This window comes from Thiocapsa imhoffii (assembly GCF_016583985.1).
Classification (GTDB): Bacteria; Pseudomonadota; Gammaproteobacteria; order Chromatiales; family Chromatiaceae; genus Thiocapsa; species Thiocapsa imhoffii.
This window is the reverse complement of the sequence record NZ_NRSD01000023.1, coordinates 35,013-56,753: the sequence shown is the minus strand read 5'-3', so window position 1 is coordinate 56,753 and position 21,741 is coordinate 35,013. Positions and strand designations below refer to the sequence as shown.

20 protein-coding genes are annotated in these 21,741 nt (G+C 62.7%); 6 read left to right on the top strand and 14 right to left on the bottom strand.

Annotated features, from left to right (window positions below; all coding sequences use genetic code 11):
- Nucleotides 1-2: 2 nt before the first annotated feature.
- The gene (locus CKO25_RS17050; protein WP_371829725.1) at nt 3-1,271 is read right to left on the bottom strand and encodes a peptidoglycan D,D-transpeptidase FtsI family protein; all 1,269 of its coding nucleotides are present in this window, start codon (nt 1,269-1,271) and stop codon (nt 3-5) included.
- Between CKO25_RS17050 and CKO25_RS21660 the strand changes: the two genes are divergently transcribed.
- Nucleotides 1,218-1,352, top strand: a complete 135-nt coding sequence (locus CKO25_RS21660; RefSeq protein WP_276569044.1) for a hypothetical protein — start codon at nt 1,218-1,220, stop codon at nt 1,350-1,352. The genes CKO25_RS17050 and CKO25_RS21660 overlap by 54 nt on opposite strands.
- A 264-nt stretch (nt 1,353-1,616) precedes the next feature.
- On the opposite strand, the gene CKO25_RS17045 is transcribed toward CKO25_RS21660, so the two are convergent.
- The 6 genes from CKO25_RS17045 to CKO25_RS17020 form a co-directional block, all read right to left on the bottom strand.
- Nucleotides 1,617-2,510, bottom strand: coding sequence for a 1,4-dihydroxy-2-naphthoate polyprenyltransferase (locus CKO25_RS17045; RefSeq protein WP_242467689.1), 894 nt, complete (start codon nt 2,508-2,510; stop codon nt 1,617-1,619).
- Between the two features lies 1 nt (nt 2,511).
- On the bottom strand, nt 2,512-3,360 hold the full coding sequence (gene menB, locus CKO25_RS17040) for a 1,4-dihydroxy-2-naphthoyl-CoA synthase (protein WP_200389151.1): 849 nt from the start codon (nt 3,358-3,360) through the stop codon (nt 2,512-2,514).
- 11 nt (nt 3,361-3,371) lie between these two features.
- Nucleotides 3,372-5,222, bottom strand: a complete 1,851-nt coding sequence (gene menD / locus CKO25_RS17035) for a 2-succinyl-5-enolpyruvyl-6-hydroxy-3-cyclohexene-1-carboxylic-acid synthase (RefSeq protein WP_200389150.1) — start codon at nt 5,220-5,222, stop codon at nt 3,372-3,374.
- Nucleotides 5,219-6,616, bottom strand: coding sequence for an isochorismate synthase (locus CKO25_RS17030; RefSeq protein WP_200389149.1), 1,398 nt, complete (start codon nt 6,614-6,616; stop codon nt 5,219-5,221). Before CKO25_RS17030 ends, menD begins: the two co-directional genes overlap by 4 nt.
- Before the next feature lie 89 nt (nt 6,617-6,705).
- Nucleotides 6,706-7,638 carry an alpha/beta fold hydrolase gene (locus CKO25_RS17025; protein WP_200389148.1) on the bottom strand — a complete coding sequence of 311 codons (933 nt, stop codon included), beginning with the start codon at nt 7,636-7,638 and terminating at the stop codon, nt 6,706-6,708.
- A gap of 18 nt (nt 7,639-7,656) precedes the next feature.
- Nucleotides 7,657-9,129 carry a DUF2867 domain-containing protein gene (locus CKO25_RS17020; protein WP_200389147.1) on the bottom strand — a complete coding sequence of 491 codons (1,473 nt, stop codon included), beginning with the start codon at nt 9,127-9,129 and terminating at the stop codon, nt 7,657-7,659.
- Nucleotides 9,130-9,692: 563 nt separating this feature from the next.
- On the opposite strand from CKO25_RS17020, the gene CKO25_RS17015 reads away from it, so the two are divergent.
- Nucleotides 9,693-10,319, top strand: a complete 627-nt coding sequence (locus tag CKO25_RS17015) for a dienelactone hydrolase family protein (RefSeq protein ID WP_200389146.1) — start codon at nt 9,693-9,695, stop codon at nt 10,317-10,319.
- Here CKO25_RS17015 and CKO25_RS17010 read toward each other — a convergent pair.
- The 7 genes from CKO25_RS17010 to CKO25_RS16980 form a co-directional block, all read right to left on the bottom strand.
- Nucleotides 10,254-11,057 carry an SDR family oxidoreductase gene (locus tag CKO25_RS17010; RefSeq protein ID WP_200389145.1) on the bottom strand — a complete coding sequence of 268 codons (804 nt, stop codon included), beginning with the start codon at nt 11,055-11,057 and terminating at the stop codon, nt 10,254-10,256. The genes CKO25_RS17015 and CKO25_RS17010 overlap by 66 nt on opposite strands.
- On the bottom strand, nt 11,047-11,505 hold the full coding sequence (locus tag CKO25_RS17005) for a 3-hydroxyacyl-ACP dehydratase FabZ family protein (RefSeq protein ID WP_200389144.1): 459 nt from the start codon (nt 11,503-11,505) through the stop codon (nt 11,047-11,049). The genes CKO25_RS17010 and CKO25_RS17005 overlap by 11 nt, the downstream gene beginning before the upstream one ends.
- A gap of 15 nt (nt 11,506-11,520) precedes the next feature.
- Nucleotides 11,521-12,663 (bottom strand): hypothetical protein, encoded by a 1,143-nt coding sequence (locus tag CKO25_RS17000; protein WP_200389143.1) that lies wholly within the window; start codon nt 12,661-12,663, stop codon nt 11,521-11,523.
- A gap of 60 nt (nt 12,664-12,723) precedes the next feature.
- Entirely contained in the window at nt 12,724-12,972 is a 249-nt protein-coding gene (locus CKO25_RS16995; RefSeq protein WP_200389142.1) for an acyl carrier protein, read from the bottom strand.
- A 34-nt stretch (nt 12,973-13,006) separates the two neighbouring features.
- Nucleotides 13,007-13,774 (bottom strand): SDR family NAD(P)-dependent oxidoreductase, encoded by a 768-nt coding sequence (locus tag CKO25_RS16990; RefSeq protein ID WP_200389141.1) that lies wholly within the window; start codon nt 13,772-13,774, stop codon nt 13,007-13,009.
- Entirely contained in the window at nt 13,771-14,814 is a 1,044-nt protein-coding gene (locus CKO25_RS16985; RefSeq protein WP_200389140.1) for a ketoacyl-ACP synthase III, read from the bottom strand. The genes CKO25_RS16990 and CKO25_RS16985 overlap by 4 nt, the downstream gene beginning before the upstream one ends.
- Before the next feature lie 422 nt (nt 14,815-15,236).
- A complete protein-coding gene (locus tag CKO25_RS16980) occupies nt 15,237-16,535 on the bottom strand; it encodes a Coenzyme F420 hydrogenase/dehydrogenase, beta subunit C-terminal domain (RefSeq protein WP_200389139.1) in 1,299 nt (432 codons plus the stop codon).
- 75 nt (nt 16,536-16,610) lie between these two features.
- Between CKO25_RS16980 and CKO25_RS16975 the strand changes: the two genes are divergently transcribed.
- The 4 genes from CKO25_RS16975 to bchO all read left to right on the top strand — a co-directional run bounded on the left by CKO25_RS16975 (nt 16,611) and on the right by bchO (nt 21,638).
- Complete coding sequence (locus CKO25_RS16975) at nt 16,611-17,609, top strand: alpha/beta fold hydrolase (protein ID WP_200389138.1); 999 nt, start codon at nt 16,611-16,613, stop codon at nt 17,607-17,609.
- Nucleotides 17,610-17,784: 175 nt separating this feature from the next.
- Complete coding sequence (gene bchI, locus CKO25_RS16970; RefSeq protein WP_200389137.1) at nt 17,785-18,810, top strand: magnesium chelatase ATPase subunit I; 1,026 nt, start codon at nt 17,785-17,787, stop codon at nt 18,808-18,810.
- A 140-nt stretch (nt 18,811-18,950) separates the two neighbouring features.
- Nucleotides 18,951-20,654: a magnesium chelatase subunit D gene (locus CKO25_RS16965; RefSeq protein ID WP_242467693.1), complete on the top strand. Its 1,704-nt coding sequence runs from the start codon at nt 18,951-18,953 to the stop codon at nt 20,652-20,654.
- Between the two features lie 72 nt (nt 20,655-20,726).
- On the top strand, nt 20,727-21,638 hold the full coding sequence (gene bchO, locus CKO25_RS16960; RefSeq protein WP_200389136.1) for an alpha/beta fold hydrolase BchO: 912 nt from the start codon (nt 20,727-20,729) through the stop codon (nt 21,636-21,638).
- Nucleotides 21,639-21,741 lie beyond the last annotated feature (103 nt).

Below are 21,741 nucleotides of genomic sequence, written 5' to 3'. Positions count from 1 at the left end.
TCTCATTCGAGTAATCCATGTGCCGCAGCATGCTCGAACAGTCGCAGCGCCAGTGGTGCAGCAACGCGTGATCCAGCACCGCCATGCTCGATCAGTACAGCGATCACCAGTCGAGGCCGATGAGCGGGTGCAAAACCAACGAACCAGCTATGAGCAGCGCCGCCTGCATTTTCGGCCGTTCCAGTCTTCCCTGCGATGGGGAGATGATCGCGCGCAATCCCTCGTGCCGTCCCTTCAGTCACGACCCGCCGCAGTAGATGTGACAACCGCATGGCGTGGTCAGGGCTTGTCAAGGGTCCCAGAACCTCTATGGTGTCGTTTTCGACAAGACGCGGACGAACCGCAAGGCCACCATTCGCGATGGCGGCGGTGATCAGGGCCAGATACGCAGGGGTGACGAGAACCTGCCCCTGACCAATTGACATTTGAGCCAGCCCATAACGGTCTGATGGGTTGAGTGGTGGTAGGCTTCCGGTCCGCATCGACCAACTTCCATACGGGCTTTCAGCAATCGGTATCTGTTGATTGATCAACAGGCGTTCATTGATCCGATAAAATGACTCATGTCCAAGTGAGACACCGAGCTGGGCGAAGAAGACATTTGATGAGCGAGAGAAGGCCGTTGCAAGATCGATTCGACCATGCCCAGCCCATGTTCCACCACGATTCTGTGCCAAGTAGTATTCGTAATCACGAATCGCGCGATATCTCGGAGAGGTCGTGAAGCCATTGGAATTGGATTCGAAGGACCCGACGAAACCATTTTCGATTGCGAGGAGTGCAAGGACGATTTTATACACGGAGCCTGGAGGATAAAGCCCTTGCGTCGCCCGATTGAGAAACGGAGTCGTTGTATCCCTGCCTGCGAATAATGCTGGTTCGAGTCGATTTGGGTCAAAGGATGGTGTACTCACGAGCGCCCGAATGGCACCGTGCGTGGGCTCGATGGCAATCACCGCGCCGCGCTCGTGTTGAAGCAGGCGAAACGCCTCGCGTTGCAGGCCGGCATCGAGCGTCAGGGTTAAATCACGACCGCTCGGCCGCTTGTCACCTGTCAGCAGTTCCCGACCTCGTTGACCCCATTCGAAGAGATCGGCCGGAGCACCACCATTCAATGGTGCCGTCGCGACCGCTTCCATGCCGGTCGATCCATACCAGGGATGGTTATAGCCGACGACATGGGCAAAGGCTTCGCCCATCGGGTAGATCCGAAACACGTGCCCAAGCCGTTCATCACTATAGGCGAGGACCGCGCCATGATGGTCGAGGATGCGGCCACGTTGAATGCGGTGTGCCGGATTGTAGAGTCGCCGATCGTGCAGTTGCATGAAGGCGATGAATTTCGGCCGTGATGCGCCGAAGAGTTGCCAACTTGCTTGGTGGATCAAGATGCCACCAAACACGATCATGAGTAGCCAGACGGCAACTTGAGGCGACCGTTTGGATCGGGTCGATTGACGAAACGGGATCGCGCTGGAGAGCGTGAACAGCGACTTGACGATGAAGACCGTCACGAGCAGGAAACCCGCCTGCAGCGAGACGGTCAGGAGCGGCCATAGGTTTGCTCCGAGGGGTCCAACAAACGATCCGATCGAAGTCACCCCAATGGCGTCCGATCAGACGATTTGGCTCAAGGCGAGTCCAAGCAGGAACAGGACCGTCAGGACAAGTTGGTAAAGGGCGGTTTGTGCCAAGAGTGCATTGAGCGCCACGCCTTGCGTACCGCGAAACAACCGCCTCCCGAGCACCACCGCGGCGGGGATCGGAATGAGGAGAAGCCAAGGGAGTGAGAGCGCTGGCAAACTCATCAGGATCGGGATTGGGGCCACCAACATGAAGAGGTACAGCCAACGCGCGTTGGGTCGGCCGAGGTAGTGACACAGCGTTCGACGACCCGCGGCGCGGTCTGTTTCCAGGTCCCGATAATTGTTCAGGAGCAGGACCGCCGCCGCCGGTAAGCCCAAAGCAATCCCGGCCATGATGGGAGACCATCGGAAGGACAGCGTTTGCAGATAATAGCTTCCCCAAACGGCGATGACCCCGAAGAATACCAGTACATAGGCCTCGCCTAGGGGGCCATAGGCAATCGGCCGGCGCCCCCCAGTATAGGCGTAGCCGGCGAAGAGGGAGGCTAAACCAACCGCGAGGATGGGCCAGCCACCTCGCAAGACCAATGCAATGCCCATCGCAAAGGTGATCCCAAACATGAGATGCGCAGCACCTTTGACCTGCGCGGGACTGAACCAGCCCTGCGCCGTGGCTCGCTGGGGTCCGAGTCGCTCGGCTGTGTCGGTCCCGCGCTCGAAATCGACCGCATCATTGTAGAGATTCGTCCCGATTTGAAGGGAGAGGGCAGCGAGGAGTGTCAAGATCGCTGTCACGATCGCCACCCCCTGTGTCTCGATCATCGCCATACCGATTCCGGCGATGACGGGACTCGCGGCTAGAAACAAGGTTTTAGGTCGTGCCGCGGCAATCCAGCGGGCCGCGTTGGACGCTCGCTCAGTCATGCTAGGGTCGCCGTGGGAAACGGGCGAAATCAGGTGGGCGTTTCTCGAGGAATGCATCCCGACCTTCCTGCCCTTCCGCGGTCGTGTAGAAGAGCGCGGTGGCGTTGCCTGCTAATTCTTGAATGCCCGCCAAGCCATCCGTGTCCGCATTAAAGGCCGCTTTTAAAATGCGCAATGCGGTTGGGGAAAGCTGATTCATTTGTCGACACCAATCAAGGGTCACCGCCTCAAGCTGTCCCAGGGGGACGACACAATTGACCAGTCCCATGGCCAGTGCCTCCTGCGCATCGTACTGACGACACAGAAACCAGATCTCCTTTGCTTTTTTCAAACCAATGGTCCGGGCCATCAATCCGGCACCAAAACCACCATCAAAGCTGCCCACACGAGGGCCGGTCTGCCCAAACCGTGCGTTCTCTGCCGCGATCGTGAGATCACAGATCAGGTGTAAGACATGACCACCGCCGATGGCATAGCCGGCCACCATGGCGACGACCGGTTTCGGGAGGGTGCGAATCTGTCGTTGCAGTTCCAGAACATTGAGGTGCTCAACGCCAGCCTGATCCCGGTAGCCCTCCTCCCCCCGAATCCGTTGGTCCCCGCCCGAGCAGAACGCGAGATCCCCTGCCCCGGTGAGGATGATGACACCGATGTTCGGATCCATGTGCGCCCGGTGGAAGGCGTCGATCAGCTCTTGAACGGTCTGGGGGCGAAAGGCGTTGCGAACCTCGGGGCGGTTGATGGTGATCTTCGCGATCCGTTCGCTGTGTTGGTAAAGGATGTCTCCATACTGGGCAGCGGCGGGAGTCTCCCAATGAATCGCTGCCTGAGATGTGCTCTCTTCAGCCACCGTGATGAACCTCACTGAACATGGAAAGGCGTTGATTCTGACATGCCGTGCCAGAAGGCGCGGTGCAATTTTAGGCTGCGTTCGGCATCGATTCGCACTTCGATGAGGCCCGAGGCTCCGCCCGCTGGCCCGAGCGCCAAGCATTCATCAAGGGCTTGCGAGAAGCCAGGGGCATCCTCCACGACGCGATGCGGGAGTGCGAAGGCTTGCGCTAAGGGAGCAAGCGTCACACGGGAAGGCGTCCGCCACAAGCGTTCAAAATCCGGCAGCCCATGCTGCGGGAGATAATCGAAGATGCGCCCTCCGCCATTGTTCAGGACGATACAAGGGCGTTTGACTGCGTCAAGCAGTGTGAGTCCACCGACATCATGCATGAAGGAGAGGTCGCCGAGCAGGCCGATGACACCTCCACCAGTCTCGCTCCCGCCGGCGTTCAACCCCGCGAAGGTCGACAGCTGTCCATCGATCCCGCTGGCACCGCGATGACCAAAGCATGCCAAAGGCGTGTCGCGTTGGCCAGACCAGCAGTCGAGTTGGCGGATTGGGAGCGAGTTCGCACAGAACAGCCCTTCGCCGGGTGGGATCCGCGCGAGCAGGTGCGTGATCAACTGACCCTCGAACCACCGCGAGGTCGCCAGAAAGTCCCTCGCCAGGGCGTCGACGGTCTGTTCAGCCTGCGCCCAGTCAGCTAACCAACCCTGTCCCGCGGAGTCATTCGTGTGGTCCTCTGCAGTGAGCCGAGTCAGGATGTTCAGCAGGGTCTCGGGGTGTGCGCCGAGGCGGATCCGCACATCATGATCTGGATCGAACCAGTGTTCACTTGGATCGACGAGCAGGCTGGGGACACCACGCAGCCAGTTCTGGAGTGTTTTGGAAACCGGTGTGCGTCCGATTTTCAGAACCCAACGCGGACGCAGTCGTTGCGCCGTCGCAGGATTGCGTAAGAGGCTGTCATAACGGGCCACGCGATTGCATGCTCGGGGGGTGAAACGCAGACCGCAGAGTGGGTCGGTCAGGACCGGTGCTCCGAGCAACCGGGCACAGTCCCAAATGGCCTGCATCGCGCTCTGCCCGATCCGCATCGGACCGCAGCAGATCACTCCAGGTCCAGTGAGAAGCGACCGGATGGCAGCGATCTGATCCGGTTCGAGCACAACGTTGTCGAAGAACCAAGGGGCCTGAATGCGGATTGTCTCGCCCGGTGCCTGGGGCGCGTTCTCCACTGGCCCGCCCGGCGGTCTGGGCCGATCGGCTATCGGCTGGTCCGGATGAGGCTCCCACGGCTCGGGAGGACAGGGACCTTTCGGGACGAGCGGTTCGCGAAATGGCAGATTCAGATGGACGGGGCCGGGCCGGGGACCACGACTGACCCATGCCGCCCGGACCCCCAAGGCGCGGATCGCGCGGCGCGCCTCCGTCCCGACGCGGGCGGGGCCGGGATCATGGAACTCGATCACGAACCGGCCAAAGAGACGCTGTTGATCCACCGTCTGATTCGCTCCCCAGGCCCGCAGTTCCGGCGGGCGATCGGCCGTGAGCAGGAGGAGCGGAACAGCCGATTCGAAGGCCTCCATCACCGCCGGAAACCAATGAGCAGGTGCGCTTCCGGATGTGCAGAGAAGCGCAACGGGACGCTGTGTTGCCGCGGCCAGTCCAAGTGCATAGAAGGCCGCGCTGCGCTCATCGAGAATGGGTCTGAGGCGGAGTTCGGGGCAGTTCAGGGCGCCAAGAACAAGGGGGGTCGAACGCGATCCAGGTGACAGCACCAGGTCCCGCACACCGCCGTGAATCAGTCCCTCGAAAAGGGACTGTGACCATTGCCGGTTCAAACAGCCTTGGTCGCCGTGGAGGTGCGCCGTCATGCGAATTGCAGCGCGCTGGACATGGCGGCCAGCTTGTGGGCGGTTTCCTGCCATTCCAGCTCGGCATCGGAACCGGCGACGATTCCGGCCCCGGCGAAAAGATCCGCGGTGCGATCATGGATGCTGGCACAACGCAGCAGAACCCAAAGTTCGCCAGTGAGATCCGGCTCAAGGATGCCGGCCGCGCCCGTATACCAGCCGCGTTGGAAGGGTTCGACTTGCCGCAGCCATGCCCGGGCACGCGCACAGGGTTGACCGTTGGTCGCCGGGGTCGGATGCAGCAGTTCGGCGAGTTGGAAGACGTCCATGCCTGGGATCAGCTCAGCGCGAATCATGGTCCAGAGGTGCTGGGCGTTGTTCAGTTGCATCACCTGGGGCGTTTCCGGCCGCTCGATCCGTCGACTACATTGACGGAGTGCGTCCACCACGGCATCGACCACAACATTGTGCTCTCGCAGATTCTTTGGGCTCGTCTGCAATTCGGTTGTGAGTTGCGCATCACGCGCGGCACTCGGTGCGCGACAGGCGGTTCCAGCGATCGCATCGACCTCAACGATCCCGCGCTGTTGCGTCAACAGCCGTTCTGGCGTCGCCGCGACAAAGCTTGCGAGATGGCGCCTGATCGTCACCACCTGGCAGGATGGGAAGAGGTAGGCCAAGGCGGCTTGCAAGCGGGTTAGATCGAAGCGGCGGTGACCGTGCAATCTGAGACGTCGACAGATCACGACCTTCTCAAGGCGTGCCTGATCGATCTGTTGCAAGGCTGTCGCAACGAGTGTCTTCCAATGCCGAAAGTCCGGGATGGTCGCGCCATGATCGAGGTGGGCGGGCGTGAGTGGGGCTAGCGCTGGCTGGTTCAGATGCGGGATCGTGCGCTTAAGCTGTTCCTTCCAGCGACTGAATGCCCGTTCCCGGCTCACGGGCAGCGCCGTGGTCAGAATCACCGCTGACTGGCCCGTGCGTGATGAGAGCGCCAGTTCAGGAATCCAGAGAAGGGCATTCGGCAAGGAGTGGCCATCGACCATCGAAGCCTCTGGTCGCTCATCGGGCGAAGCGGCAAACCCAAGCATCGCGAACCCCTTGAATCCGGTCTCATCTGGATCCTGGTGTTGCCATGCCCGTGAGATACCCTTGGCTATGACTTGCAATTGCCGCAGTCGTAGGTCGCCCTGCGCAACCCATTCACCAGCGACCCCGTAGCCAGCCCGCACCTCGCCGCGATGATTGTGCGCGAACTGAAACTGTGGTCCCGGTAGGTCCGGCGCACGACTGAGTCCGTGTGGTAACTCAAGCACCAGCGAGGCGAAGCCATCCGTTCGGGAGAGTTCGAGGCTGTCGATCGTTTCGCCGAGGCGAGCGATGATTTGCTCGAGAGTCTTGAGCGGTGCAAGCATGGATCAATGTGAAAACGGATCGGTCTGGTCACGGAGATGCGTGCGCGTCAGCACGACGCGCCCGCATCTCCTTGTTCACGGCCTAGGCATCACGCAGCCTTGGACATCGTCCAAAACCGGTCGATGGCGGCGGCCGTCTGCGCGGGCTGCTCCCATTGCAGCAATCCCCGCGTTGGAGTGATCCGCTCGGCACGCCAGTTCGGATGATGACCTAGAAAATCAGGCAGTTCATGGAAATCAATGTTCGGGTCTCGGTCATAGAGCACAAGCACGGGCTGCGTGAGTTGTGCATAGAGGACTTCTCGCGCATTTTGGGTGAACAGTTGACCCGACAGAAAGTAGAGGGGGGCATATTTCGCGCCGGGTTGATGCGACGTGGCGTAGGCGTAGTCGATCATCTCGGGCGGAATCGAGCCATGGAACGCCTGATTGTAGAAAAAACGGATGCTGGGACGCGATGTCAAGAGCCGAAACAAACCATCATTGACGACTGGGACGCTCAACACCTTGTGCGCCCGTTCGGCCGCTTGGCCGCTCGGCAGGCGGCGCGCACTGAATCCCGTTGGCGAGATCAGGACCAGCGAACTGACCTCGCCTGGCCGCAGGGTCGCTGCTTGGGCGGCAAATTCACATCCGAGCGAAAAGGCAACAACATCGCAAGGTTTGCCCACGACGTGATCGATGAATTCGACAATGGCGTTGGCGTAGAGGGTTGGTGAGTAACGGCGATTGTCTCGCTCGGAATGGCCGAAGCCAGGGAGGTCGAGGGCATAGACGGGTCGTTGGCCTCGATAGTGGTCGAACAGTGGCTTCATCTCGAAGGCGCTTGGCGCGGCGTTGACACTGTGGATCAAGACCAGCGGGTGGCCATCCGCGGAGACATCGGCGTAATAGTGGATTCGCCCCGCCTGCTCACTGACGAGATCGTGCCGCGCGGCATCCAATGCCGCGGGTAGTGGAACCCGACCTGGCTTCGTCGCGCCTTGCGGCTGAGAGAGAGCCGAATCCTGATGTGTTGCCATGCTTGTCATACCTCGTTGCTATGCTGACTCGCAGCCAGAACCCGGGAGACGTCGATCACGCTCGGCGCGGCGACAAATCTCACGGGTCAGACCTTTGAAGACGAACCGATGGATGGGTTCCAGACCGTACCAGTAGAGCAGGCCCCAAACGCCCGCGGGATGCCAATAGGCGGTGGCCGTCAGGCGGGTACCACCGTTCTCCAATTCACTGAGGTCGAACTCCATGACGCCAGCTCCGGGCGCGCGCAACCCGAACGCGAGGGTGAGACGCTTCTCGTGCTCGGCACCCAGAACCGTCCAGTGATCGATGCGATCCCCGGTGCGAACGGTCTGACCGTCGCGCCGCGTGCGGGTCCGTCCCGGACCGCCGATCGCCCAATCCATCCATTCACGGATCGACCAGAGGCTATTCAAATAATAATAACGATTGTCACCGCCGATTGCGGCCACCACTCGCCACACCGCCGAAGGGTCGGCACGCGTCTCGCTCGCGCCTGATGCACGTTTGGCGTAGTAGGCGTAATCGATGCGTTGGTTGCGCATGGTAAAGGCTCCTTCGGTCCACCGCGTTGAGGCCGCGCTTTGCCGTTCCAACGCAAATGCGGCATCGACCGATTCCCTGAACCCGAGCAACCGCTGTGGAACCAGGCGACGCAACTCCGCATCATCGGCGAAGAAGTCGTGGCGTAATCCTTCGATCAGGGCACGTGCCACATTGGTCGGGACGGCCGTGATAAACCTCAACCAATAAGCCGAAAGTCCTGGCGTCAGCACGGGCACCGGAATGATCCAGGGCTGCCGCTTGCCGGCGGCGTCCGCCAGGATCCGCATCATCTGCGTGTAGGTCAGGGTCTCGGGTCCGGCCGCATCGAGACAACGCCCAGCGCTGTCATCGACCCACGGGATCTGCGCGAGATAGACCAGCAAATTCTCCAGGGCGATCGGTGGTGATTGTGCACGGACCCAGCGTGGGGTGATCATGAGCGGTAAATGATAAACAAGGTCGCGCATGACCTCGAACGCCGCCGAACCTGGGCCCACAATGATGCCGGCCCGAAGCTCCGTGACCGGGACACTCCCCTGTCGCAAGACCTCGCCCGTATCCCGTCGCGAGACGATATGCTCACTGACCGCATCCTCAGGCACGAGCCCACCGAGATAGACGATGCGGCGCACGCCGGCGTTGGATGCCGCGGTGGCGAAGTGACGCGCGGCCTCCAGGTCGAGCCGACCGAAATCACGTCCCGCCGCCATCGAATGCACCAGATAGTATGCGACCTCGATATCCTGTAGGGCGGCGGTCAGGGTGTGTGGAGCCAGCGCGTCTGCGGCGACGATCTCGACACCTGGCCAATCGCGAGCCGCCAGGACCGCCGGGTTGCGCGCGCTCGCCCGCACCAACCGCCCTTCCTTCAGCAAGTGCGGGACAAGATGCCCACCAACGTATCCGCTCGCTCCGAACACGAGACACCGGCCATGTCGGCTTGTCATGCGAGTGCCCTCATCGGTGTCAGCGGATCTTTGCGCACCGACGGTGTTCTCGGCTGTGGTTGCGGCCATGCGGATCCCTCACCATGATTCGTTCTGACGCGTCTCGGGTTTGTTCTGAGCACCCCAAGCCCTACAGTCATCCATCAGGTCGACAGCGTTGCTGTGCTGATTCACCGTGGTCTGCAACCTCGTCCACCCTGATTCGCCATCGTGAAGTCCGGATGACCGCCGGGTGATCCGATTGTCAACTCAATCTGACATTGGCCTGTCAAGTGAAGTTTACAGCGATCCTTGCTTTTTGTCTGGTGCTCACAGGATGTCTTCATCTGAGTGCAACGCGCGACCTGCACCAGACCACCGGCACTCACTCGGATAATGAAGATCGCGTCTCGCGGCACGCGAGCCCGTTCGTTTCAGAGCGCGGCGGGCATTGGACACTCGAGTCCGGAGTTGTCGATTCACCAACCGGGTGTGCCTTGCATTACCGCATCCATCGGCCACGGCATCCTCGCAGCTCTGATATGGTGCTACTTGCTCACGGTTTCTTGCGCAATCAAGCGCGCATGGCTGATTTAGCAACGGCGCTCGCGGCGGAGGGCATGACAACGGTGACGCTCGATTTCTGCAATACACGACTCTGGGATGGCCGGCATCTGCGCAATGGCCTGGATCTGATCCGCGTTGCCGATGCGCTGAACGCCGAGCGCGTGGTCTATGTGGGTTTCTCTGCTGGCGGTCTGGCCGCGGTCATCGCGGGGCGCAATGATCAACGCACCCTCGGCGTGGTGACGCTGGATCTGGTCGACACGCAGCAAATCGGCGAAAGTGCCGCGGCGGCGTTCGCGCCGCCACTGATCGGACTGGTCGGCGATCCATCGCCCTGTAATGCGCAAAACAACGGATTAGCTGTCTTCGCGGCTGCCCCAGATGCCACAGTCACCTGGGTCGATGGGGCGGAGCATTGCGATTTCGAATCGCCGACCGATTGGCTCTGTCGACTGCTGTGTCAGCGCAATGATTCGATTGAGCACGCCCCGCGCCCCGACATCATCGCCGCCGCGGTCCACTCCGTGATGGGGCTTGTGGGCCTCGAGTCCGAGATCATTGATGCGGCGGCCAACCCCTCAGGCCGAGCCCAGGATGCGTGCCCCGCCATCGACGACCAGTGTCTGCCCAACCATGCCGGATGAGGCATCACAGACGAGAAATTGCGCGGCGCATGCAATCTCATCCAGCGTGACCAGACGACCGATCGGCGAACGCTCCGCGGCAGCAGTGAGTCGGTGTTCGGCATCGGGTAAGGCCTTCCAAGCATCGGTCCTCACTGTTCCCGGCGCCAAGACATTGACGCGGATGCCCTGGTCGGACAATTCCACGGCCAATTGCCGACAGAGTGCCTCAAGGGCGGCCTTGGATGCGCCGATCAGCCCGTATTGAGGGGTTGCGCGCTCCGCACCCTCCGAGGACAGGGCAATGATGGAGGAGCCGGGTTGCATGCTGGGTGCGAACCGTTTCACCAGGGCCAGGAAGGCTTTGACGTTCAACGCGAAGGTGAAGTCGAAGTGCTTGGAACTCGTTTGCTCGAGCGGGCGGTGAATGCCGGTCGCGGCGGCGAAGACGAGTGCCGAGAGATCCTGGAAGCGCTCATTGACCCCGGTCGTGAGTTCATCGAGGGCCTTTTCCGAGGTCACATCAGCGCGCAGTGCCTGAATGTTCAAACCACCTGAGGCCGCCTCCGCGAGCAGTGCGTCCGCCGCCGCGCGCTCGCGCACGTAATTGACCAGGACCTCGGCCCCGGCCTGGGCCAATCGGAGTGCGATCGCCCGACCGATCCCACGTGTTCCGCCGATCACGAGGACGCGTTTTCCGCTCACCGAAAACGGATCGAGCAACACCGAGGGATGTTCAACCAGTTGCTCAGGATTCATGATGTCCACCTTGCTGCAGCAGATAGTCCTCGAGAACCGCGTCGCGATACTCCGGCGCCAGTTGCTCCGGCGGCATGAAGACGAACAACAACTCGGCGGATCCGACCTTGCGCCCCGCCACCTCTGCCTGACATTTCGCGATCGCGAAATCGTCCTGGTTGCGCTCGATGGTCGCGCTTAACCGAATGACCTCATCCGGCTTGACCCAGTGTCGAAAGCGCGCGGAGCGGACCTCGCCGAGCATGGCCTGGCCCCGTGAGAGACGTTGTGCATTGAGGGCTTTGGCGGCCGTCTGCCCCATCATCTCGATCAAGAGAACACCCGGAACCACCGGGAATCCGGGGAAATGATCCAGGAACAATTCCTCCGTGGCCGGAAGGCTCTTCTCCGCGACCGCCATATGGCCAGGTTCCAGCTCGAGAATTCGGTCGACCAGCAAAAAGCGCATGCGTATGGACCCTGTTTAAGTGCAATCGAAGTCGGTGTTCGCATCGGTCAGACACCAGGCCGCCCCATCGAGGAGTGCGGGCCACGGGATCGGATCCGCGCAGCGGACCCCCACAGTCGCGAACTCATTGCTGGGCAGCGTGACGAAGCCCAACCGCCAGAGTGAGTGTTCGATGCGGGCGTGCAGCGGGCTCAGATTGACCAGGTCGGCGCGCACGGCCAGACCATGACGCACGATCTCCTGAACGAGCAGTCGAAATCCATCGAACCCCCAACGGTCATCCACCAGCCAGTCGACCAATCGAACCACCTTGACATCCCCACCGCTGCCATCGATCTGGTACGCCATGTAGCCAACCATGTTCTCGCCCTCAAAGGCGCCGAGGACGGAATAGCGTGCGCGCGGGTTCTCGAACAGCCGCCAGTTGAGATAGTCTCGGGTGCGCTGGAAGGTGATCTCCTGCGCGGCCCAGCGGCGGTCGAACAGATGCTCGACGGCTGTGTCGAAGTGGGTCAGCTCTCGCAGCGACCAGGATGCGGGGCGCTTGCGGAATGTCGCCGTGCGCCAGAGATTCAACAAGGCGTCAGTCGGGACCGCCAAGGCCGCTGCCACGGCCGGCGAGCGCAGGCGCTTCGCGAGGTAACGCCGCATGCTCAGCGGAGTGACATATTGCTTGCGGTTGGGCAAGCGGTGGAAGAGGCGCGTAATTAAGCCGAGTGAGTTGGGATTTGCTCCAATCTCGAAGACCACCGGATGACTGGCGAAAATGGCGAGATTCAGCCACACCCCCAACCCTGTGCCATCGAGTTGGGGATCGACCATGATGTCCATCAGCGAGAGCGCGTCCAACGTCTCCTGGCCCTTCGCCAGCCGCACGCTCTCGGTACCGATCATGCCGAGGACTTGGTCACCCCGCGCGACCACCATCAGGTTGCCGTGGCCGTCCCCGCGTCCCTCGAAATCGTAACGCCACTGGAGATAACCCGCATCGTCTCGTGGCTGATGGCTCCCGATGACTTGATGCCGCAGCGCCGTGATGCTCGCCAGGTGGTGCAGACGCGCGGGCTGGAAGCTTGCTCGCAGCACCTCCGGAGTCATATCGAGGGCACGCGCGACCAAGGTCGTGACTTTTGCAAACGATGGAGCGCTGGTCTTCAATGATGACGTGATCCGCTAGAGATGCCGCGCCAGAGGACCGGTCGCGCTCCGAACTCGCGTTCAGTCGGTGAGACAGTCATGGCGCCGGAGGAGTTGGAGGACATCGTCGATACGCGTCATTTCGCGTGATTCCTCAGCGGTCAGGATGATCCCGAAGCGATCATCGAGTTCGGCCATGAGTGACAGGGCACCGAGGGAGTCCCAGCCATCAACCTCATCGCGCAGCACCTCCGGGGTGAGCTTCTCGAGTGGTTCTTCAAGGATCTCGGACAGCATTTTGAGGGCGTCTGAAGTCGTTATCTTGGCCATCTGAAAGACTCTGATGCGGGTCGTGCGGAACGGATCACTGAAGGATGTAACCGCCATCGACGACGAGGTCGGCTCCGGTTATCCAGGTGTTTGCGGGATCCAGCATAAACAGTGCCGCACGAGCCACGTCGCCCGCTTCCCCGGTTCCGAGTGGATGGCGCGCAGCGATCTGATCCCATTGCTCCTGGCTCATGCGTGAGCCCGATGCGTCCGTCATTTCGGTACGGACCATCCCGGGGGAAAGACAGTTGACGCGCACGTGACGTCCTGCGAGCTCGAGCGCCATGGCGCGGGCAGCGGCACCAATTGCCCCTTTGCTCGCACAGTAGCCGATTTGCCCGGGTGCTCCAACATGCGCATAGACCGAGCTGATCCACAGGATACTCCCACCTGTCTCAGGCAGCACATCGCGGCGAGTGATCGCCCGCGCGAGTTCGAGGCCCGCCATGAAGTTGAGTTCGATCATTGCTCGCACGCGATCGGGTTTGCTGGCCGACAAGGGCAGTGTCTGCACCACGCCGGCACAGTGGCAAAGGCCATAGATCCGACCGAGGCGGCTGGCCAATTCGGTGATCGTAGGCACGATTCGATCGAGATCGCTGAGATCCAGGATCTGCAGATGGGTGCGCTCGGCCGCGCCCGTGAGCCGCGCGGTCTCCTCCAATTGCGCTTGACGCCGACCGACAAGGATGACCTCTGCCCCATGTTGCACCAGCGCGATCGCGATCTCTCTGCCGATACCAGACGAGGCACCAGAGACGAGCAGGCGCTGGCCATCGAAATGATGGTGCGAATGATTCATGAGCGCTTCAGGGTCCCAGTGTAGTCGAGGTGAATCAGCGGCGCGGCGCCGGGAAGATCGACGATCGCCGCCCCCCAAGACAAGCCCACACCATATCCAAGTGCCATGACACGGCAGTCGCGACGATCGGTATCCGGAATGCCCTGTGTGAAGGCGAGGGCGACCGAGGCTCCGCCACTGTTGCCAAATTGTTCCAACACGAACGGAACCCGCTCCGCTGGCAGGGCACACTTTTTCGCGAGATGTTTCATGATGAAACGATTGGATTGATGGAACAGATACCAGTCGATCTCCGAGCTGGACAGTCCGGCGAACGCCAGCGTGTCCTCGATCATTCGCGGTACGCGCTTGATCGTGAAATTGAAGACCGCGGCCCCGTCCATGAAGAGATAGGTATCGCGCGCATTCGCGGGTGCGCGATCCCGAAATCCGCCGCCCGGGAGGATCAAGGCATCATAGCCGGAACCGTCCGTCTGCAGACAGAAGGAGGCCGGCCGACATCCGGAATCGACGCGTTCGAGCGCGGTGGCCGAGCCGGCGTCGCCAAACAGCAAGGTGGTTGCGTGATCATCGGGGCTCGTGAAGCGACTGGGTGTCTCTCCATGGAGCATGAGGATCCGCTCTTGCCCACCGGCCTTGAGCATGGTCGCGGCGAGATACAGCCCGTATGGGTATCCGGAGCATCCGAGACCGACATCAAAGGTCGCGCACTGATCGGACAGTCCGAGCCACTTATGAACCATGCAGCTCGACGAGGGTAGGAAATAATCCGGGGACTGGGTGACCAGGATCAATCCCGTCACCGACTCGGGTGTCCAGCCCAATTGTGCCAACAGGGCGGTTGCCGCCTCGAAGCAGAGATCCGCGGACGTGACGTTGGGTTCGACGACGCGGCGAGAACGAACGCCGGCCATCGCCATGACCTTACGGACCTCCTCCGCGCCATAGTCTTTACCACAATCCGTGTTATCGATGGCGTGGGGTGGGACGCAACTGCTCACCCCAGCGATGCGAAATCCGTCGACGTGCGTGAAGCTCATGGAGGAAGCGACTCAATTCAGCATGGTGACTTGGTTCTCGGAGCCACCGGTGGCTCGTGCTGGGTGCGATCGATGTGAAATTTGGTGTCACGAGCGCGCTGCGGGAGGTTTTCGACCTTGGGGCTGTGACGTCGCCCTCTGCGCAACCCCGACCGAGCTCGAACAAGACCCAGCATGACTTCGGCGACATCTGTATCGGCGACACCTATAGGGACCTGGTCGGTCAACCGCCCGCCGCTCAGAGGATCGGTGCGATCGAAAGCACATCCGCCCGAGTCAGCACGCCGGCAAGGTCAGCGCGCCGGTGTCAACCCGGCGCATAGCGCATGAAACTAACATCGACCGCAGCCGCAAGCAAGGATCTTCACGCGTGTCGCGCCGACCTTCCTCGCTTCGGCACCGCGCTCGACTGGCGCACAGCGTCATCCACCTTCCGCGCGCGCGCCTGCGGCGGGGGGCTGTGTCCGGCTCAAGGGGCGAGAGAAAGCCTGAGTGTAGAGCGGCGCATAGGGCTGCAAGGCTTCGTACACGTGATCAGGCACAACCCGTTCCTCGAACGATGGGAATTTACTCCGGATGTAGTTGAGGTTGCGGAACAGTTTCATCTCGATCACGGCGCGGGCAAACTCCAATCCCTTCGGGCCGCGTGTCCGTTGCAGCCAGGCAACGAGTTTGCGAATCGGCCAGGGTGGGCGTGACTGCCCTGGCGGAAGGCTTAGACGCTCCAAATAGCGTGGCATACCGCGCGTGCGATCACCGGACTCAGTGAGTTCGCCGATCTCTAAATCAGGTCGCAAGAGCTCGAACAGTTCCTCGCCCGCCTGGGTGCGCACCATGACCCATTGCCAACCCAACTCAGCGCCCATGTAACCAATCGTGAGATCACTCAAGCTTGTGGGGTAGTCGAAGCAGGACAGGCAGGATGAAGGGAAGATCCCGTGCAGTCGATCCATCGGAAAATCGATGAAATTCAGGTGCTCGACGTGGCCGTCTTCATGCCGCATCCAGAGCCTGAAGTCCTGCATGAACTCGTGGTGAACGATGGTTTGCGGCGAACGTGACACCTGGGTGAGGAAGTACTCGAGATCCGGGTAAGAGACATTGTCGCTACAGGGGATGCCAATGACGTCGAGTCGTTCCAGGCCGAGCTGCGCCTCCGCGGCACGTAACTGATGGACTTGGCAACCTGTTCCGATGACCGCGAGACGTTTGATGCCTTGCTCGCGCACCGCATCGATCAGGTTCAAGCTGGGCGAGAGGCAGGGTTTGTTGCCCGCGGTCGCGAGCACCTCGCGCGGGGTTCGGGCCAGGATGGGCTGGGCCTTGAAGCGGGTGCCCGGGGCGGCGCCCGTGGTGATCACCGCCTCGACGCGCTGATGCTCGAGCAGGCGGGCACCTAGGGCCGTGACCATCCCGGTCCATTGCGCCTGCGGATTCGGACGAGCCATGCGCGCCGCATACATCGCGCGATGGATCCCGAATAACAATTCCTCGCGGCCAACCCGTGTCCGACCGTGGAGCCGCTGCTCGATCACAGGCGTCTGGTTGCGCACGAAGGTACAGGTCTGCGACATTAGGTGCTTGAGGCTGCTGTCGCAGAAGCCGCAGTCACTACAGAGTCGCGGACGCCCCTTGAGCCGCTCATCGCTGCTCAGCAGTGAGATCTGGTCGAGCCCTTTCGATGGCCCCTCTTCCAGTGGCGCGTGCTCGCTACTCGTCATGTACTTGCCCCGGGCCGCGCGCGCTGGGTTCGTCGTGTGATGAACCGGGCGCCGCTCGTTGTTGAAGGAACGAACATGCTTCGAATTCTCCTCAGGGTGTTGGTCGTCCTGGTTGGGCTCATCCTAGTGATGATCCTCGCCGGACCTTTTTTGATCTCGGGTCATCCGAGCGCGGGGCTCGCCTCACCTCGCGCGGCGGCGACATCGGAGAGTCGCTTCATCGAGATCCCGTTCGCGGGGACCGATGGGCTCGCCATTCATTATGTCGAGCGCGCCGCGACCACGGGACCGAGCGCGACCGCGTTCGTGCTGCTCCATGGATTCACCTTCAACGCCTGGACGTGGCAGCCGGTGCTCGAGTCATTCGCCGCGCGCGGTCAGGTGGTTGCCTATGATCAAGTGCCCTATGGCTTGAGTGACAAACCCCTGCGCACCGCTTGGGCAGGCCCGAACCCCTATTCCAAAGAGGCCGCCATCACGCAACTCATCGCGGTGCTGGACACCTTGGGCATCGAGCGGGCGATCCTGGTTGGCAACTCATCCGGCGGGACGCTCGCACTCGAGGCAGCCCTGGCGTATCCCGAGCGGGTCGCCGGCCTCATCCTGGTCGCGCCGTGGGTCTATGCGACGCGCCCGACCCTTCCCGAGTGGGTGGCCAGTCTGCCGCAATTGCGTCGCTTGAGTCTATTGATCGCGCGCAAGTTGGGTGAAGGTGCTCCGCTACTCGATCTCTCCTATGCCGATCCAGAGCGGATTAGTGCCGAGCGCCTGGAGCAATTCGAAAACCATCGCCGTGTGGCCGGTTGGGATCTGGCATGGGGTGAGCTGCTCACCGTGTCATTGTCCACGCCCGTCACCGTGAGCGCGCAGCTGGCCGAGGTCCGGGTGCCGGTGCTCATGATCAGTGGTGATCAGGACCAGTTGGTTCCGATCGAGGACAGCCGCCGGGTCGCGGCGGAATTACCGCAGGCCCGCTTCGTTGAGTTGGCCGACTGCGGGCATGCCCCCCAGGAGGAGTGTCCGGAGGCCTTTCGCGCCGCCGTGAACGCCTGGCTCGATGCCTATGCGCTGTGATCCCGGACCGGTGCGATCTGTTGGCGAGACACTGATCGCACCGGTCGGAATGGATCACGCCCCGCCGCAAACTCGGAATCAATTGACCCGCGTGGCTTGACCTGGGTCGAGCCGTGGCGCTAGGGTCGCCTCCCGTACTCGGTTCCCACAACCATAGCCACCAGGTTCGCCACCTATGCCCATCCCGTTCCCGTTTTCCGCTGTCGTCGCCCAGGAGGAGATGAAGCGCTCCCTGTTGATCGCGGCCATCGATCCATCGATCGGTGGCGTCCTCGTTTTCGGCGACCGGGGAACCGGCAAGTCGACAGCGATTCGCGGCCTGGCGGCCCTGCTGCCGAAGATGCGCGCGGTCGACTGCGTCTATAACTGTGATCCAGAGGCCGGAGACGAGGCGCTCTGTGAAGTGTGCCGCGGGAAACGTCAGCGGGGTCCGTTGAAGAGCCGCATGGTGCCGGTGCCGGTGGTCGATCTGCCACTGGGCGCGACCGAGGATCGGGTCATTGGCGCACTGGATCTCGAGCGGGCCTTGACCAAAGGGGAGAAGGCCTTCGAGCCCGGACTGCTGGCGCGTGCCCATCGTGGTTTCCTCTATATCGACGAGGTCAACCTCCTCGAGGACCACCTGGTCGACTCACTCCTAGACGTGGCCGCTTCCGGGGAGAACCTGGTCGAGCGCGAAGGCTTGAGTGTGCGCCATCCCGCCCGTTTCGTGCTGGTTGGCTCCGGTAACCCGGAAGAAGGCGAGTTGCGCCCACAATTACAAGATCGCTTCGGGCTTTCGGTCGAGGTGAAGACGCCGCAGGATCTGCCGACGCGCATGAAGGTCGTGCGCCTGCGTGATGAGTTCGAGCGGGATCCGCCCGCCTTCGTGCAACGATGGAAACGTCAGGACGGCAAGGTGCGGTCGCAGATCCAGAAGGCACGGGCCTTTCTGCCCACGGTGGAGGTTCCGGATGCGACCCTCGAACAGGCCGGTCGCCTCTGTATCAAACTGGGGACCGACGGGTTGCGCGGCGAACTGACCCTGATCCGTGCCGCGCGCGCCCTCGCGGCCTTGCAGGGGGATGAGACGGTACAGGATGCCCATCTCGTCGAGGTCGCGGCCTCGGCGCTGCGACATCGTCTGCGCCGTGATCCACTCGATGAGTCCGGCTCGACCAGTCGGGTCCAGCGTGCCGTTGGGGAGCTGTTTGGCCAATGAGTCATCCGGCCGCCCAGCGCAGTGATTCCTCCGGCCTCGCCGCGGCAGCGGGACCGGCCGAGCACGCCGCGGACGGGGCCCCCGCACCAGGCGCATCCGGCGTCTCGCGCTGGGAGGATGCGGTCCTGGCGGCCGCGCTCATGTCCGTGGATCCCACAGGAACCGGTGGCATCGCCCTGCGGGCGCTCGCCGGCCCCGTGCGTGATCAATGGTTGCAGATCATGCATGATCTGCAACCGCCGGGGACCCCGCTGCGGCGGATTCCCCTGCATATTTCGGATGGGCGTCTGCTCGGCGGACTGGATCTCGCAGCCACCCTGAGCGCGGGGCGTCCGATCGCCGAGCGGGGGCTCCTAGCCGAGTCGCATGGCGGCATCGTGGAACTGGCAATGGCTGAACGCATCGCGGCGGGGACGGCGGCCCGGCTCACGATGGCGTTCGATGCCGGTGAGGTGGTTCTCGAACGGGACGGCCTTGCGATGCGGTCTCCGTCGCGTTTCGCCATCGTTGCCCTAGACGAGGGCGTCGGTGAGGATGAGGGGCTCTTGAATGCCCTGCTCGACCGGCTCGCCTTCCATGTGGATCTAACCGCCATCCGTGTGCACGATGCGGTCGGCTGTGACGTCGGGGTCGAGGAGATCCTGGCCGCGCGCGCGCGGCTGCCCGACATTCAGCTGAACGATGATCAGATCGAGGCCCTCTGTGGCACGGCACTGGCCCTGGGGATTCCCTCGTTGCGAGCCGCGATCTTCGCCGCGCGTGCGGCCTGCGCGGCCGCGGCCTTGGAGGATCGCACCGAGGTGACGGATGAGGATCTCGCGGTGGCGGGCCGCCTGGTGCTGGCACCGCGCGCGACCATGTTGCCGCCGCAGGAGCCGCCACCGGATGAGCCGCCCCCCCCGGAACCCGAGGAACCTGAGGACCAGGAACCCGACCAGGGCGAGGATCAACAGGAGCCGAAGGAACTTGAGGATCGGGTCTTGGAGGCCACCAAGGCCGCGATCCCGGCCGACCTCTTGGCGCAATTACAGCTCGGACGACTACAACGCTCACGTGCGCGCGCAACCGGGAAAGCCGGAGCGGTCCAGAATGCCCCCCTGCGAGGACGTCCCGCGGGGGTGTTGCGTGGCGAACCACGTGCCGGGTTGCGGCTGAACGTCGTCGAGACGCTCCGCGCCGCGGCGCCGTGGCAGCGCCTGCGCCGGGAAGAGATCGCGCGTCTCGGTGGCACCTCGACCCGCATTGAGATCCGTCAGGATGATTTTCGGATCACCCGCTTCAAACATCGCTCCGAGACTACCACGGTCTTCGTGGTCGATGCCTCCGGCTCCTCGGCCTTGCATCGTCTCGCCGAGGCGAAGGGCGCCGTCGAGTTGCTCCTGGCCGATTGCTATGTGCGTCGTGATCGCGTGGCCTTGGTTGCCTTCCGCGGCCAGTTCGCCGAGGTGCTGTTGCCCCCGACTCGATCACTGGTACGCGCCAAACGCTCGCTGGCCAGCCTGCCTGGCGGCGGCGGCACCCCCCTGGCCTCCGGGATCGATCTGGGCATGATGCTCGCTGACTCGGTCAAGCGGCGCGGCGGGACACCAATCCTGATTCTCATGACGGACGGACGCGCCAACGTTGCGCGTGACGGCACCGGAGGCCGCGCCCGCGCGAACGAGGATGCCCTCTCCGCCGCGCGCTTGGTGCGCGCAAGCGAGATCTCTGCGCTCGTGATCGATACTTCACCGCGTCCGCAACAACAGGGACGTGATCTTGCCACTGAGATGGGTGCGCGCTATCTCCCGCTTCCGCACGCCGATGCAACCTCCCTGTCCCATGCCGTGCGCGCCGTCGGCTGACGGCGCAATGCGCGGGCGCGTTGCTGGGATCGCGCCCGCCCGCCGGCACAGTCGCGCGTCTGGAGTGGTCTGATGACGGATCAGCCGTGTTGGGAGATCGAGGGCCGGGATTGGCCGAATCGCGCGGCGAGCGATTTCATTGACGCCGCTGGGCTGCGCTGGCATGTCCAACGCATGGGGTCGGGACCGCAACTCCTGCTGCTTCATGGCACCGGGGCCGCGACGCATTCCTGGCGCGCCTTTGCACCAGCCCTTGCGGAACAGTTCGACATCATCGCACCGGACCTTCCGGGTCACGGCTTCACCAGTGCCTTGCCTCCGAACCACATGTCCCTGCCCGGGATGGCGGCGGCGGTGGCCGCGCTGCTGCGGGCGCTGGGCGCCGCGCCCGTGATGGTCATCGGGCATTCGGCTGGCGCGGCGATCCTGATCCGCATGGCGCTCGATGGCGCCATTCAACCGCGGGCACTCGTGAGCCTGAACGGCGCACTCATGCCCTGGCGCGGACTCCCGGCCCATCTGTTCTCGCCAGCCGCAAAGTTGATGGCGGCCAACGCCTTGGTCGCCCGTCTCTTCGCCGGGCGTGCGCGGGATCGCCGCGTTGTTGAACGGTTAGTTCGCGGCACGGGCTCAACCCTGGAGCCTGCTGGAGTCGATCTCTACCAACGTCTGGTATGCCGCCCAGCGCATGTGCGGGCGAGTCTCGCGATGATGGCGAACTGGGATCTGGCCGCGCTGGCGCGCGACCTGCCGCGGCTCGCTCCACCACTCTTCCTGCTCGTCGGTGAGCACGACCTGACGGTCGCGCCTTCGGAGGCGCGGCGCGTGCGCGAACGCCTGCCGTCGGCAACCGTTGTCAGCCTGCCCGGACTCGGGCATCTCGCTCACGAGGAGCGTCCGCAGGAGGTCGCCCAGGTGGTGATCAACATCGCCGAGCGGTTTCGCATCGGCGGTGACGCCCTGGGATCCAGACCCGATCGGTGAGTGTCCGCCGACACCCCGATGCCGACCCAGAGCAGCACGCGGCCTCACGCCGGGACATCAAGCCGATGTTTTGATGTCGCGGGGGCTGACAAATCGCGAATCC

Bases quoted from the DNA above. Each gene is read 5' to 3' on its own strand.
- CKO25_RS17025 (WP_200389148.1), bottom strand. From the start codon at position 7,638: ATGGCAACACATCAGGATTCGGCTCTCTCTCAGCCGCAAGGCGCGACG.
- CKO25_RS17020 (WP_200389147.1), bottom strand. From the start codon at position 9,129: ATGACAAGCCGACATGGCCGGTGTCTCGTGTTCGGAGCGAGCGGATAC.
- CKO25_RS17005 (WP_200389144.1), bottom strand. From the start codon at position 11,505: ATGCGCTTTTTGCTGGTCGACCGAATTCTCGAGCTGGAACCTGGCCAT.
- CKO25_RS16975 (WP_200389138.1), top strand. From the start codon at position 16,611: ATGCTTCGAATTCTCCTCAGGGTGTTGGTCGTCCTGGTTGGGCTCATC.
- CKO25_RS17015 (WP_200389146.1), top strand. From the start codon at position 9,693: ATGGCTGATTTAGCAACGGCGCTCGCGGCGGAGGGCATGACAACGGTG.
- CKO25_RS17030 (WP_200389149.1), bottom strand. From the start codon at position 6,616: ATGCTTGCACCGCTCAAGACTCTCGAGCAAATCATCGCTCGCCTCGGC.
- CKO25_RS16990 (WP_200389141.1), bottom strand. From the start codon at position 13,774: ATGAATCATTCGCACCATCATTTCGATGGCCAGCGCCTGCTCGTCTCT.
- CKO25_RS16985 (WP_200389140.1), bottom strand. From the start codon at position 14,814: ATGAGCTTCACGCACGTCGACGGATTTCGCATCGCTGGGGTGAGCAGT.
- menD (WP_200389150.1), bottom strand. From the start codon at position 5,222: ATGACGGCGCACCTCCACGGCGACCAAGGCTGTTTGAACCGGCAATGG.
- bchO (WP_200389136.1), top strand. From the start codon at position 20,727: ATGACGGATCAGCCGTGTTGGGAGATCGAGGGCCGGGATTGGCCGAAT.
- CKO25_RS16965 (WP_242467693.1), top strand. From the start codon at position 18,951: ATGTCCGTGGATCCCACAGGAACCGGTGGCATCGCCCTGCGGGCGCTC.
- CKO25_RS16995 (WP_200389142.1), bottom strand. From the start codon at position 12,972: ATGGCCAAGATAACGACTTCAGACGCCCTCAAAATGCTGTCCGAGATC.
- bchI (WP_200389137.1), top strand. From the start codon at position 17,785: ATGCCCATCCCGTTCCCGTTTTCCGCTGTCGTCGCCCAGGAGGAGATG.
- CKO25_RS16980 (WP_200389139.1), bottom strand. From the start codon at position 16,535: ATGACGAGTAGCGAGCACGCGCCACTGGAAGAGGGGCCATCGAAAGGG.
- CKO25_RS17010 (WP_200389145.1), bottom strand. From the start codon at position 11,057: ATGAATCCTGAGCAACTGGTTGAACATCCCTCGGTGTTGCTCGATCCG.
- CKO25_RS17045 (WP_242467689.1), bottom strand. From the start codon at position 2,510: ATGACTGAGCGAGCGTCCAACGCGGCCCGCTGGATTGCCGCGGCACGA.